Source organism: Polyangium mundeleinium (assembly GCF_028369105.1).
Taxonomy (GTDB): domain Bacteria; phylum Myxococcota_A; class Polyangia; order Polyangiales; family Polyangiaceae; genus Polyangium; species Polyangium mundeleinium.
Map to the genome: position 1 here is coordinate 7,793,673 of NZ_JAQNDO010000001.1, position 13,297 is coordinate 7,806,969.

Genomic DNA, 13,297 nt, shown 5'->3' on the forward strand with positions numbered 1-13,297 from the left:
CGACTACGGCATGACGCCACCACGCGTGGGCCTCGCGCGGAAAGTCGAGCGACTGACCATCGAGCCCTGCGCGGTGGTGCGCTTCGCCGATCGCGTCGGCATGCAGATCGAAGGGGAGCTGATTGCCGAGGGCGCCGCCGACAAACCCATCGTCTTCGAGCGGGCCGGTGCCGCCGCCTGGGACAGCCTCCGCGTCACCGAAACGGGCCGTGTACGCCTGGCCCACGCCTCGCTGCGTGGTGGCGGCGCGCTCGGCAACTCGCGCATCGACGGCACCGGCACCCTGGTCCTGGTCGGCGATCCGCACTCGGCCCAGGGACGGATGCCGCTGGCGAGCGTGCAGCACGTGACCATCGAAGGCTCGGCCTCGCTCGGCGTGCTGCTGAGCCAAAACGCCACGTTCAGCGACGATTCGCGCGAGCTCACCGTCACCGGCAGTGGCTCGGCGCCGCTGCGCCTGTGGCAACGTGCAGCAAGCAGCGTGCCCAGTGGTCATTACACCGACAACCAGGCCGATGAGATCGCTATCGAGGAGGGGGGCTTCGGCAACTCGGCGATCGTCGGTGAGGCCACCCTGCACGATCGCGGCGTGCCCTATCATCTGGTCGCCGGCATGCTGGTGGTCGGCAGCAGCGGCGACGATCGCACACCCGGCAGCTTGACCATCGAGCCGGGCGTGCAGCTGCGCCTCCAGCAGGGCTCGCGGCTGCTGGTGCAGGCCTACGACACCGACGAAGCCGCCACCGGCAGCTTGCGCGCGCTCGGCACCGCGGAGAGACCCATCGTGCTCACCTCGGCGGCCGACACACCGGCGCCGGGCGACGGGGTGGGCATCACCTTCAAGGGCGCACCCGCCGCCGACAACCGCATCGAGCACACCACCATCGCCTACGCCGGCGGCGACTCGGGGATCTCCAGCTACGACTGCGCGCTGTCGGAGGACACGTTCTCCAACCACGGCGCGGTGGTGTTCTATGGCCAGCAGCCGGCTTCGGTGTTCCTCACGGACAGCCGCATCGAGCACAGCGCCCGCGACAGTGTGGTGCGCGGCTGGACCGGCGATCCGCTCGACTTCACCGCGACCAACACCTTCGTCGATGTCGCGCGCTGCCTACAGACCTTCCCCAAGCCGCCGAACGACTCGTGTCCGGCGGATCCGCCCTGCCCGAAGTGAGCGGCTGGGCCGAGCGATACGGCAAGATCGACGAGCACAGTGGGAAGCTCCCGCGCGCTCACGACTCCTCTGGACCCACACGAGCCAGGGGTACCGTTCGCTGGTGGACGCACCCCGGCTGTGTCGGCGGCGGCGGCGGTTACGGGGGCGACGGCGGTCACGCTGGCGGCGGGCTCGGCGGCTCGTCGCTGGCCATTGCCTACGTGGGCGGCCAGGCGCCGAGTCACGTCGGCGGCACACTCAATTTCGGGTCGTTCGGTGATGGCGGTGTTGGCAGTGATTCCCGCCTGAGCAGCAGCCGCGGGCAAAACGGCGAGAGCGGCGAAGTCCAGGCGCTGTCCCCGTAATCGGCGCCGGCCCAATGCAAAGAAAGAAAAAGCCGGCTCTCGTCCTTTCGATGCGACCACAGCGACAAAGGAATGTACCGACTCCTGCTAAAGCCCGACTACGTATGTAAGTGACGCATTGATGACGGGCATGAAGGCCGTCGCCCGCTTCATTGACGACACGTTGAAGAACGGGACCAATGATGACAAGGCTGCGCTCGAGGAGCTCAAAGCTGGCGCGGCCCGCTCGGACGGGCGGTGCTCGTGCTGGTGGACATGATCCACAGGGCTTTCCGCCTGGCGCGCCGGTCTGACAAGTCAATCCTGATGCCCGAGCTCAATCGACTGGCTTCCATGTACGACGCGGGCTCGAGCGCACCCGTCGCAAAAGACACCGCCGCTCCCAACGGGGAGCCCCCGAAGGCCGTCGCCACCTCTTGAGGTGACGTCAATCAGGGGGGTAGGGGGAGAGTCCCGGGCTGCCTGGGTAGGAGCGCCGCGAGAGCCTGAGTCCGGCCCACTGGGTCGGCCCCTGGGATCTGCGCGCAGGAGGTGGGGGTCAGCGCTGGGAACTTTGAAATTTCCACGAGTGCCGGTATCCTCCCGGCTCGATGAGCTCGTATCCGTCAATCCTTCTCCATCCTGCCCTCTTGCTGGTCGCCATCGCATCCATCGGCTGCCAGTCCAAGGGCGTCTGCACCTACACCGAGCCCTCTTCCGACAACATCGATGTTTGCCACGTGAACTTCTCGAAGTCGGAGTGTGCGAGCAAGAGCGGCGAGTTCCTGAACGTCGACGACGAGAAGAGCGGAGAGATCCTCTGCCGTACGCGCGGCTACGAGGGGAAAGGCAAGCAGGAGAGCGACAAGCCCGGGGAGGCGTACTCGTTGTCGAAATTGCGCCAGGGTAGCTGCGTCGTCGGCGCCGCGGACGAGTGTGTTCCGGACGAGAGCAAGAGCACCTGCGAGAAGACGGCGAAGGGCACCTGGACGTTCGGCGACACCCGCGAGCAGCGCGACGCCGCGTGCAAGGCCGCGGGCTACACGAAGTTCGACTCGGGCGGGGGAATCGGCATCGACCGATGGAAGCGCCCGAATTGACGACGAAGCCGGTGGGCCCCACCGCTACGACTTTGAGCTTGTGTTCCCAGACGGCCACTCCCCGCCGTGGATTCGCTTCGACCGTAACCGTGCGGCGAACCGCGTCGTGACGGGCTCGGCCCCGAGGAGCTACCAAGCGCCTCGGAGGTTCGAGGATGGACGACGACGAGAACTTGGACGAGCGCAAGGACGCTCCGCGAGCAGGTGGAGCTCTGGCGCAGAAAGTGGGGCCTATGACGACTCAGGAGCGCTGGCGGGCCCACGTGGATGTGTGGAAGTCGAGCGGGCTGTGGTGCACGGCTTACCCGCGAGGGCCGGCATCAACCAGCGGACGCTGACGTGGTGGAAGTCGAGGCTGGCGAGCGCCGGCGCGTCGGAGTATGCACCGTGGACTTCGTCGAGATCCCGACACCGGCGGCGTGTTCCAGGGAATCGTTCGGGGTCGTCATGGCTCGCTTCCTTTCGGGCCGGGTCTCCGGCCGTGAAGGAGGAGTGCAGGCTCCGTCACGGGTGACGACGCGGATCGGCGCAGTCGTGCATGTTGGGCCCTCGAGGTGCGACCGAAGCCGCGCTCGACATGATCGTCGTCACCGGCGGCGGTTCGTGCACTCCCGGTTCGAACCGCCGCATCACTCGGCGGCCCAGCATGCTCGTCGAGGTAGGTCGAGAACCAGTGCGCGGCACGATCGTAGTCGGCCGCGAGATCGAAGGCGATGCGGCCGAGCATGTACCCCGGCCTTGCCGGCCTCCGGCGCGTCGGGAAATCGCCGGCGCAGCTCGGTGAGCGCCTTCTGGGCTCGCCCGGAGTTGCGCGCGAAGCGAGCCACTTCGGACTCCTCGTCGGGCAAATGACAAGGGGCACGCCGAGACGAACTCCTCGTCGGGCAAACGACAAGGGAGGCCGAGCGCGGCGCGGGAGGCCGGCGCGGTCAACCGGTGAACAGCAGGAGCGGCGCTCGTGGTGGGCCATGCAGGGCCTCACGCGCGGCCAGGAAGCTGCCGCGGGTGGCCGACCGCCCGGTGCGCCATCGGCGGGACGCGACTCTCGCACGCTGCGGTCGCTGGCACGACGATGGTCTGCGAATTCGGTAACGGCCGCATCGCGCGGAATACGCGGGCGCTTAGGGCAAATAACCAGCCAATTTCACCCTCGAGCAGGAACCGTCGCCCCGCCGCCCCCGCCGCGGCCGTATCCCCGACTACGGCATGACGCCACCACGCGTGGGCCTCGCGCGGAAAGTCGAGCTCGTCATCGAATTCTCTGGCACTGCGGGTACACGTACGCATCGGCGCCGGCAGACAGCGAGCGCGAGACGTCCACCGAAGGCGCCGCCTCAGGGCTGCTCTCGCCGGTGCGCTTTCGGGAATGGCAGCGAGAGTTGCCACAGGGGCACACGCTTACGCATCGGCGGTCCACGCGCCGAGAGCCCCGCGCGGGCCAACCCTTCGCGAATCGCATCCGGTGTAAGCGCAACGTTTCGCCACCGCATCGTGCTCGCACACTTCGGACACGCTGTCACATCGATGGCGAACACATGTCGCAAAAGCCACGCCCACGGCTTGCGTCGCGCTTTTCCTCCGGTGGCGTCGTCCACTCACCGAATAGCAACTGCAAAGGCGCTCGGGGTGGCGCGACGTTCGGCGCTGCCGATGACCGTGCCGACGAAACGACTTCTCTTCGCAATGCCGCATTCGGCGCGAGCACGCCGTGAAACCGCACCCTATGAAAACGCGGCGGCGGCACCTCACCAGGTACCGGCACACCCGCTCCACGCGTTTCCGATCCCGACCATCGATCGCCGCTCCCGCGTGGACGTTGAAACCCATCACGACAGCTACACGCTCATCCTCACGTATTCGGCTCGGCTCCACCACGCGCAGCGCAGGCGCTCGCGCCGCCACGTCATAACAAGCCATAAGCGCAGGCTCGATATCGTCTCCCACTTCACCGCCAGATAGGCCTTCGATCGAGCGGCCCCGGTTCTTCAATATCGCCGCCACCCGCTTTGCGGTCCGCTCGGCGACATTCTGGACCTCACCCTCCGTCGGCGCTGACAGCCGCAGAAACGACAAGCATTCTCCATCCATACCCGCGCGCCGCACGTACACACCATCCAGCACGAGCGTATGCGCATGCACGTTCAGCCGCAGCGCCAAGTCGAATCGCTGGATGACTGTCACGGCTCCGGGAAACGCATCTTCAACGCTCGAAAGGCCAAACATACGCTTCGCGCGGCGTTGGTGCACTAAATTCAAATGAGCTTGAGGGCTTCGCTTCGGTCCAGGCCGTATCCGCAGGAAGGATTAACGTGGCGATGCGGCCCGGCAGCGTGTTAGCTTGCTTGATTGCCTCCGCCGTGTCTCCCGCGATGTTGTCTGCAGACGTGGTCGTTCGTACCCAGTGAGACATGGTGTGGGCCAAGCTCTCGATATCCCCGGTTAACGGCGAATCCGTTGCCTTGTGGCCTTGCCGGTGCTCCCCCACGATGTTGACCATCGGCACCTGCGCACGCTTGGCATTGTGAAGGTTGGCGAGCCCGTTTGCTAGCCCGGGTGCCAGGTGCAACGTAAGCGTCCGGCGAACCCGTCTTGACGACTTGGACCGGGTCATGTCTGGAGAAGGCCTCGTCGCGGCGCGGGCCCAATGTGCCCGCACCGCGACGGCGGATAGTCAGGAAGCGGTGACGCTGGCGGTCCAGGTCACGCCGAAGCGATCCGTGAGCATGCCGAAGCCTGCGCTCCACGCCGACGCGGCGAGCGGCTCCACGACCGTGGCGTCGACGACCAGCGCGTTCCAGTGGCGCTGTATCTCTTCGAGGCTGTCGGCGCTGATCGAGACAAAGAGCGCCTGGTCGGTGATCGTGACGCCGTTCTCGCGACGGGTCGAACCGCCGGAGGCGATGCCACCCTCGGTCTGACCGGGGATGTCGTAGCCCATCACACGGAAACCGTTCTCGGCGGCGATGAGACCGAACACGACCTTGTCGGCGCCGGGCACGTGGGCCGGCATGCCGAAGTCTGCGTAGGTCTTGATGACCAGGTGGCCGCCGAAGACGGACTGGTAGAACTCCAGCGCATGGCGCGCGTCGCCACGAAAGTTGAGGTGGGTGGTCGTCTGGATGGACATTTCTGCTCCTTGGATGAAGTCGGCCTGATCGGCGCGATGACGCCAGTCTCCCATCCGTGTAGGTCCACTTCTGTCCTAAACATGCGCTAAAGTAAAAAACATGACGACGACAGAACGACTGCTCTACCTGTTGTCGCTGCTGCAGACCCGCCGCGACTGGCCAGGTTCGCTGCTGGCATCCCGCCTCAACATCAGCGACCGCACGGTTCGCAGAGACATCGACCGTCTCCGCGACATGGGCTACAACATCCAGGCCACCATGGGCCCTGAGGGCGGATACCGCCTCGACGCCGGCCATGCGTTGCCGCCGCTCCTCTTCGACGACGACCAGGCCGTGGCGGTGGCCATCGCACTGCGTGCGGCCACGACCCTCGGCGCGGGAATCGAAGAGGCTGCCATCCGCGCGCTCGGCACGATCCGCCAGGTGATGCCATCGCCGCTACGGCACCGCCTCGACGCCCTAGAGCTCACGGCCATCGGCCGTCCCGGTGATGCCGCCCCCGTGACTGCGTCGCTCGACGTGCTCGTGACCCTTGCACAGACCATCCGCGACCGTCAGACCCTTCACTTCGACTACGCCCCCCGTGACGGTGCCGATGACAGCGAGCCGCGCCCACCGCGGCGCGTGGAACCTCACCACCTGGTTATCTCGCACGGCCGGTGGTACCTCGTCGCCTGGGACCTGGGCCGTGAGGACTGGCGCCTCTTCAGCGTCGACCGCGTCCACCCAAGCGTCCCCCTCGGTGCCCGGTTCATTCCGCGCATGGTGCCAGGCGGCGATGTCAAGGAATTCGTCTCCGCCCGGTTCAAAGGATCGAATGTCAACGACTGGGCATGCCGCGGCACCGTCCGCCTTCACTTGCCAGCGCGCGCGGTCCTTCCCTTCGCCGGCGACGGAAAGGTCACCGCTGTCGATTTGCATACCTGCACGCTCGAATCGGGCTCGTGGTCCTGGGGCTCACTGGCCGCCTTCTTCGGAAGGTTCGAGGTGGCGATGGAGGTCATCGGCCCGCCCGAGCTAGCGGCAGCCTTCGCGGCGCTCGCGGAGCGCTACGCGCAGACCGGCAAGACAGGGCCGATCGGAACGGCCGTCCGCACGTGAGCCTCAGGGCACGGGCGACCAGCGATGCGGCAGCAACTCTTCGATGCGGCTGGCCGGGTGCGTCGGCAGCCGCTCCAGCACGTCTTTGAGGTACGCATAGGGCTCGTGCCCGTTGATGCGCGCCGAGTGCAGCAGGCTCATGATCGCCGCGGCGCGCTTGCCCGCGCGCAGGCTGCCGGCGAACAACCAGTTCGATCGCCCGATGGCAATCGGCCGGATGTGGTTCTCCACCCAGTTGTTCGAGATCGGCACGTCGCCGTCCTCGACGAAGCGGGTGAGTTGCCCCCAGCGCTTGAGGCTGTAGTCGATGGCCTTCATCGTGGCCGAGCCGGTCGGTACCAGTTGGCGCTGCGCGAGCAGCCAGCGGTGAAAGACGGCCAACACCCGCCGTGACTTGCGCTGGCGTATCCCTCGTCGCTCATCGCTGGGCAGCTCTTCGATCTCGCGCTCGATTCTGAACAGGCACTGGTGGTACCGTAGCGCTTGGCGGCCGACCTCGCTGCGATGGTTGGTCCACAGGTCGTTGAACTTCCTGCGGGCATGCGCCATGCACTGCGCCGACGTCACGCCTTTGTCGAAGCAGGCGGTGTAGCCACTGAACCCGTCGGTTGTTCTGCCTCAGCTGCATCGGTCCCCCACCTGTGGAAGTCGATCTCGCGGCCCATGGAGCCCGCTGCGACGCAGGCCGCTGCGCTGTCGTCCGGCGCTCTGGCGGGTAGGCCGGGCGCAAAGCTCATCAGGCGGGGCCTCGTGGCTAGAGGTCTGCTCCCTGGAGGAGCTGGTCCACGAAGGGTTCGCCCTCCTGACCAGCAAGCGAGCCTGACCCGTCCCGGTTCAGGGGGTCAGCCACGGGGGCTCAGGCGCCCCGGGATTGTTTACAAAGCTCATCAGGGCCGCCTGAGCCCTCCTGGCTGACGCTAGGCCTTCCCCTGGGCGAGGGGCCACCACACGAGACGCGCTCCCGCTGCGATGACCTCCTGGCGGAAAAGGAGACCGAAGAGCGCGGGGCTTGGGATGGTGATCGGGGTGAGGGTTGGGGCGAGGAAGACCGCGACGAGAGCAAGCTTGGGAGCCATGCTCGGAACATCGACGCAGACCGGGTCGCTGTTGCGTGAAATCCTCGGCGGAGCTCATCAGCGGGCGATCCGAGGGACCTTCTGTGGCCTTGAAACGGTTGGCTCTCAGCGTCGCTCCGGTCAGGCGACGGGCTTTCCGGTCATACCTCGCACGACCCTGCCGCTCGGCGTCCGTGTCTCGACGACAGGCAGCGGGGCTCCCTCGGCAATACTGTACACGGCGAAGCCGAGCGACTTGAGCAAGTGCACGAGCGCGTCGAACCCGCCGCCCGTGCCCTCGAGCACGGCGACCTGTGCTGCCGGTTGGCCAGCGTCGGTCAGAACGGCACCCACGTTGGCGAGATCGGTGATGAAGCGTGACCCTTGCGCCGGCTCGACGAATACCTTCACGGGGATCACCCACACGACCATCTGGGACGGCGGACCAACCCGCTCGAGCTCGGCCTTCGCCGTCGATGCCGCTCCCGCAACGATGGTGTCGGCAGGCAACTGCCGAAAATCCACGACGACGGTACCCTCGCGCATGCGCGACACCCAGCCCGGACGAGATGATTTGCCGGTGACCCAGTCCCAGAATCCCATGGGTCGCAAACTAGAAGGTAGTTTACGCCAAGGCAAGCGTGCCGTGGCATCACCCGGTGACCTGAGAGCGCTCTCAGGGGTCAGCCAGGGGGCTCAGGCTGCCCTCCGGGGGGCCGTCACGCGGCCGGCCGATGAGCTTTGTAAACAATCCCGAGGCGCCCTGATGAGCTTTGTAAACAATCCCGCCGCGGAGCCGCCGTTGGCACGGTTCTGGTGGACGAGCTTTGTAAACAATCCCGCTTGCGAGGCCTGCGGAACCGGCCGTGTCACTGCTGGTTCTACTGGTTCCACCACGTTCTGTAAGAGGAATAGGGGTGAGAGGTCGTGCCGGGGAAAGTTGAGGAAAACTGGTAGGCGCTTAGGGCAAATAACCAGCCAATTTCACCCTCGAGCAGGAACCGTCGCCCCGCCGCCCCCGCCGCGGCCGTATCCCCGACTACGGCATGACGCCACCACGCGTGGGCCTCGCGCGGAAAGTCGAGCTCGTCATCGAATTCTCTGGCACTGCGGGTACACGTACGCATCGGCGCCGGCAGACAGCGAGCGCGAGACGTCCACCGAAGGCGCCGCCTCAGGGCTGCTCTCGCCGGTGCGCTTTCGGGAATGGCAGCGAGAGTTGCCACAGGGGCACACGCTTACGCATCGGCGGTCCACGCGCCGAGAGCCCCGCGCGGGCCAACCCTTCGCGAATCGCATCCGGTGTAAGCGCAACGTTTCGCCACCGCATCGTGCTCGCACACTTCGGACACGCTGTCACATCGATGGCGAACACATGTCGCAAAAGCCACGCCCACGGCTTGCGTCGCGCTTTTCCTCCGGTGGCTTCGTCCACATCGAAATGCTCACCGAATAGAGGCAACTGCAAAGGCGCTCGGGGTGGCGCGACGTTCGGCGCTGCCGATGACCGTGCCGACGAAACGACTTCTCTTCGCAATGCCGCATTCGGCGCGAGCACGCCGTGAAACCGCACCCTATGAAAACGCGGCGGCGGCACCTCACCAGGTACCGGCACACCCGCTCCACGCGTTTCCGATCCCGACCATCGATCGCCGCTCCCGCGTGGACGTTGAAACCCATCACGACAGCTACACGCTCATCCTCACGTATTCGGCTCGGCTCCACCACGCGCAGCGCAGGCGCTCGCGCCGCCACGTCATAACAAGCCATAAGCGCAGGCTCGATATCGTCTCCCACTTCACCGCCAGATAGGCCTTCGATCGAGCGGCCCCGGTTCTTCAATATCGCCGCCACCCGCTTTGCGGTCCGCTCGGCGACATTCTGGACCTCACCCTCCGTCGGCGCTGACAGCCGCAGAAACGACAAGCATTCTCCATCCATACCCGCGCGCCGCACGTACACACCATCCAGCACGAGCGTATGCGCATGCACGTTCAGCCGCAGCGCCGAGTCGAATCGCTGGATGACTGTCACGGCTCCGGGAAACGCACGCGCTCCCGAAACGAGTCCCAATACGAACGCACGACTCGGTAGAGAACCGTCTCCTCAGGTCGATGCCGCTCGTAGCGGTCGCCGTCGCCATGCAGTGCAGAAAGCGAACCGGAAGGCCCCACGCGCGTCCCCATCGCGCGCGCCATGCCAAACGAAAGGGACGCCGATTACCGAGCACTTCCCCGATCTTCCCTGGCGGCCGCCACCCTCCGCCATGGCGGTCGCCACACCTGGCAAGGTCCACCGCCCACCTGACGCTCGACCTGCCCCCGCCGTTCCTCAAGAACGGTACACAAACAGATTCCCGTTGCCAAGCCCGCTACCGCAACCGCTCCCGTGCGTCGAGGTTTGTTGAGCCGCGGACGCTTGCGCCTTCATTTGGTGGGACGATTCGCCTGTACAATGGGCTTTCCCGTAAAGGGGTTGATACCTCTTGGCTTCGGCTCCTCGGGGAGTTCGGGCGAGCCGGGCCAGGTGATGCCCACCTTCTGAAGCATGCGTTGAGCGCCAAGCAGGCTGGAGCTTCCCCTTCGGTCCCGTGGTCGTATCCCCGCCCCGGGACCGCGGGATTGCATGATCGGCCTCTTGAGCTGCCTTGCCGCAGAACACGCAGTTGCCATCGTTCTCCCCGCCCTGGGCCTTCTCGGTTGCCTGACGCTCTCGCTCATACCGCTTGGCTGCTCGTCGGCCAAGATCTACCGCCCTTCGGTGCCCGATGGCCGGCCGCGCGTCCCTGAAGCCACCGCAGAGCGCCTCAGGGCGTGTGTGGATGAGCTCCGCGGCACCATCGAGCCCGGATACTACACGCTCGACGCCTCGGTGAAGGTCGACCAGGAAGGTCGTGTCGTGGAGGTGGAGACGACGGGCCAGCCCAATCCGGACGTCGGGGGTTGCATGCGGGTCGCCCTGCGAGGCATGACGCTCCCCGAGGATGTCCTCGCGAGGGGCCTCTTTCGAACGTCCGCGTCGGCGAACAAGCAGGTGATGCCGGATCGGGGGCCGATCGGGGAGGTCGTGACCGTCGTGGTCGTCACGATCGTCTTCACCGAGGTCATCATCGAGGCATTCGCGATCGCCGTCGGCGTGACGGTCACGGCAACGGTCGCGGCGGGGGTAAGATTGTGGGGCATGCTTTCGACATTGCAAAAATGAAGGATACTGGCCCGAAGACAAGTGTCCTCGACCGTGAGATTCATGACGACCATGGTCCATGGAAAGCGACTCATGACGCATTCACCTCCACAGCTCTGTTTCTACTGTCGCGAAAAAGAGGCGACCGCGCCATACGTTCACGCGGGTATTGATGAGGTGGTTTGTTCCGTCTGCCTGAAGAGGCTGACGGCTCGGGACGCGCTCGAAGATCGCCTCATGGAAATCGTAACCTTGGCGTCACAGGGGCGATATGATGATGCGCTCGCTTGTCTGAATGAGATCTTCGAAGCCAACCGTCATCTCGACGATGACCAATGGCTCGCGCGGAGCATCGCCATGCATCGCTGTGCGATTTTGGTCGACGCAGAGCGGTTCACCGAGGCGGAACAGGCTTGTCGAGCCTGGGCGGCGCTTGGATTCGAAACCGTGGATGCGCGATGGTTGCAGGCCTCCTACCTCGCGCAGGCGCTGGATGCGCTCGGGCGGCCGCGCGAGGCTTTGGGCGTATTGGAGGAAGCGCTCGGTCATCGTGACCCCAGATATCTACCTTTGGCGCGGGGTCTCCTGCGTCAGTTGGCAGAGCTGTCCGAGGAGCTTGACCAGATCGTCGCCCCAGAATGGCGGCACCTCGCCGAAGCCGTGGCGAGACGTTTTCGCGTGGAGTTGCCGGTAGCCGATATGCTCGCCGATTCCATCATCGGACTGGCGAAAACCACCAGGGACTTACGACCGGCGTCCCTCGATGAATGGGAAAAGGACGAGGGCAAAACCAGCGCCCCCTGAATGCATCCATCTCCGAGAGGCGCGCCCGCCGAGCAATACGGCGCGACGGTCGAGTGAGGCGGCACGTCGGAAGGGCTGTGTCGACGGAGCATCCGGCCCTTGCCGGCAACCGCAGCGAGCCCGTCGACGAAGCCCCCGACCGTTGCCGGCAACCGCGGGCGACCATGTCGACAAAGACCCCAGCCGTTGCCAGCAACCACGGCGAGCATCTCGACCAAGCCCCCGACCGTTGCCAGCAACCGCGGACGACCATGTCGACAAAGACCCCAGCCGTTGCCAGCAACCACGGCGAGCATCTCGACGAAGCCCCCGATCGTTGCCAGCAACCGCGGCGAGCATCTCGACCAAGCCCCCGACCGTTGCCGGCAACCATGGCGACCATGCCGACAAGGACCCCACCCGTTGCCGACAAGCACGGCGAGCATCTCGACAAAGACCCCGACCGTTGCCAGCAACCACGGCGACCATGCCAACAACCCCCCCGACCGTTGCCAGCAACCGCAGCGAGCCTGTCGACGGAGCCCCCGGCCCTTGCCGACGAGCCCAGCGAGCATGCCTTCCTCGCGCCCCCTCCCCGCCCCCCGCAGCATCACTCGATGATCTCGCCGCCCTTCTTCACGTCCTCCTTCGTGAACCGGCGTGATCCAAGCGTGATCGTCTTCGGCACCGGCTCCCCCTTCAAAATCCGCAACGCCGTCTCGACCGCCTCGCGCCCGCCCGTCGGATACTGGAACGTCGCATCCAGGATCCCCTGCTCCACGTAGCTCACGCCCTCGTGGGGCAACGCGTCGATCCCCACGAACTTCATCTCCTTCTCGCGGCCCGCCGCCCGCGCCGCGAGGTAGGCGCCGTGCGCGCCCGGATCGTTGTGCGCGTAGACGAGGTCGATCTTCGGCAGCCGCGCGAGCGCCGAATCCATTTCCTTGCGCGCCTCCGGTTCGAGCCATTTCATGTCGGCCTCGAACGCAATCTCGATCTCGGACCCGGCAATCGCCTCGCGAAAGCCCGCGCTCCGGTCCTGCCCCGGCGTCGAGGTCATGAGCCCCTTCAGCTCGACGACCTTCCCCTTGCCGCCAAGGACCTTTTTGATCCATTCGCCAGCCGCGCGCCCGATCTTCTTGTTGTCCGCACCAATGAACGTCGTGTACCGCTCCCCGAGCACGGCCCGATCGAGCACGAGGACGGGGATGCCCGCGTCAAACGCTTTCCCGATCGGCTCGGTGAGCGGCTGGGCCTCCTTGGGGCTCACGAAGAGCACGTCGACCTTCGCGGAGGCGAGCTCTTCCACGTGCGCCCGCTGCTTGAGCGTGTCGTTCTGCGCGTCCTTGAAGATCACCTCGATCTCGGGGTGCTCCTTGGCCGCGGCGGCGATGTCGGCGTTCATCTGCACACGCCAGGGCTCGCCGAGGTTGCATTGCGACATCCC

13 protein-coding genes and 1 pseudogene are annotated in these 13,297 nt (G+C 65.9%); 6 read left to right on the top strand and 8 right to left on the bottom strand.

Annotated features, from left to right (window positions below):
* Positions 1-10 precede the first annotated feature (10 nt).
* From POL67_RS31025 to POL67_RS31035, 3 genes are all read left to right on the top strand, one after another.
* Entirely contained in the window at positions 11-1,174 is a 1,164-nt protein-coding gene (locus POL67_RS31025; RefSeq protein ID WP_271923699.1) for a hypothetical protein, read from the top strand.
* 468 nt (positions 1,175-1,642) lie between these two features.
* Complete coding sequence (locus tag POL67_RS31030; protein WP_271923701.1) at positions 1,643-1,780, top strand: hypothetical protein; 138 nt, start codon at positions 1,643-1,645, stop codon at positions 1,778-1,780.
* 331 nt (positions 1,781-2,111) lie between these two features.
* Positions 2,112-2,600, top strand: coding sequence for a hypothetical protein (locus POL67_RS31035; protein WP_271923703.1), 489 nt, complete (start codon positions 2,112-2,114; stop codon positions 2,598-2,600).
* A 1,398-nt stretch (positions 2,601-3,998) separates the two neighbouring features.
* Here the strand turns inward: POL67_RS31035 and POL67_RS54335 are convergent.
* The 3 genes from POL67_RS54335 to POL67_RS31045 are packed head-to-tail and all read right to left on the bottom strand — an operon-like array spanning position 3,999 to position 5,727.
* Positions 3,999-4,823, bottom strand: a complete 825-nt coding sequence (locus tag POL67_RS54335; protein WP_373372374.1) for a transposase — start codon at positions 4,821-4,823, stop codon at positions 3,999-4,001.
* Positions 4,801-5,211, bottom strand: a complete 411-nt coding sequence (locus tag POL67_RS31040; RefSeq protein ID WP_271923705.1) for a thiamine pyrophosphate-binding protein — start codon at positions 5,209-5,211, stop codon at positions 4,801-4,803. Before POL67_RS31040 ends, POL67_RS54335 begins: the two co-directional genes overlap by 23 nt.
* A gap of 60 nt (positions 5,212-5,271) precedes the next feature.
* Positions 5,272-5,727 (bottom strand): VOC family protein, encoded by a 456-nt coding sequence (locus POL67_RS31045; protein WP_271923707.1) that lies wholly within the window; start codon positions 5,725-5,727, stop codon positions 5,272-5,274.
* 100 nt (positions 5,728-5,827) lie between these two features.
* On the opposite strand from POL67_RS31045, the gene POL67_RS31050 reads away from it, so the two are divergent.
* Positions 5,828-6,829 (top strand): helix-turn-helix transcriptional regulator, encoded by a 1,002-nt coding sequence (locus POL67_RS31050; RefSeq protein ID WP_271923709.1) that lies wholly within the window; start codon positions 5,828-5,830, stop codon positions 6,827-6,829.
* A 3-nt stretch (positions 6,830-6,832) separates the two neighbouring features.
* On the opposite strand, the pseudogene tnpC reads toward POL67_RS31050, so the two are convergent.
* From tnpC to POL67_RS31070, 4 genes and pseudogenes are all read right to left on the bottom strand, one after another.
* Positions 6,833-7,435 (bottom strand): annotated as a pseudogene (tnpC, locus tag POL67_RS31055) (IS66 family transposase); the annotation flags it as partial.
* Between the two features lie 311 nt (positions 7,436-7,746).
* Positions 7,747-7,905, bottom strand: a complete 159-nt coding sequence (locus tag POL67_RS31060; protein ID WP_271923711.1) for a hypothetical protein — start codon at positions 7,903-7,905, stop codon at positions 7,747-7,749.
* A 120-nt stretch (positions 7,906-8,025) separates the two neighbouring features.
* The gene (locus tag POL67_RS31065; protein ID WP_271923714.1) at positions 8,026-8,487 is read right to left on the bottom strand and encodes a hypothetical protein; all 462 of its coding nucleotides are present in this window, start codon (positions 8,485-8,487) and stop codon (positions 8,026-8,028) included.
* A 753-nt stretch (positions 8,488-9,240) separates the two neighbouring features.
* Positions 9,241-9,918 carry a transposase gene (locus POL67_RS31070; protein WP_271923716.1) on the bottom strand — a complete coding sequence of 226 codons (678 nt, stop codon included), beginning with the start codon at positions 9,916-9,918 and terminating at the stop codon, positions 9,241-9,243.
* Between the two features lie 783 nt (positions 9,919-10,701).
* Here POL67_RS31070 and POL67_RS31075 point away from each other — a divergent pair.
* Both POL67_RS31075 and POL67_RS31080 read left to right on the top strand, forming a co-directional pair.
* Positions 10,702-11,088, top strand: a complete 387-nt coding sequence (locus POL67_RS31075; protein ID WP_271923718.1) for a hypothetical protein — start codon at positions 10,702-10,704, stop codon at positions 11,086-11,088.
* A 51-nt stretch (positions 11,089-11,139) separates the two neighbouring features.
* A complete protein-coding gene (locus tag POL67_RS31080; RefSeq protein ID WP_271923720.1) occupies positions 11,140-11,871 on the top strand; it encodes a tetratricopeptide repeat protein in 732 nt (243 codons plus the stop codon).
* 589 nt (positions 11,872-12,460) lie between these two features.
* Here the strand turns inward: POL67_RS31080 and POL67_RS31085 are convergent.
* Positions 12,461-13,294 (bottom strand): substrate-binding domain-containing protein, encoded by an 834-nt coding sequence (locus POL67_RS31085; protein WP_271930914.1) that lies wholly within the window; start codon positions 13,292-13,294, stop codon positions 12,461-12,463.
* Positions 13,295-13,297: the final 3 nt, after the last annotated feature.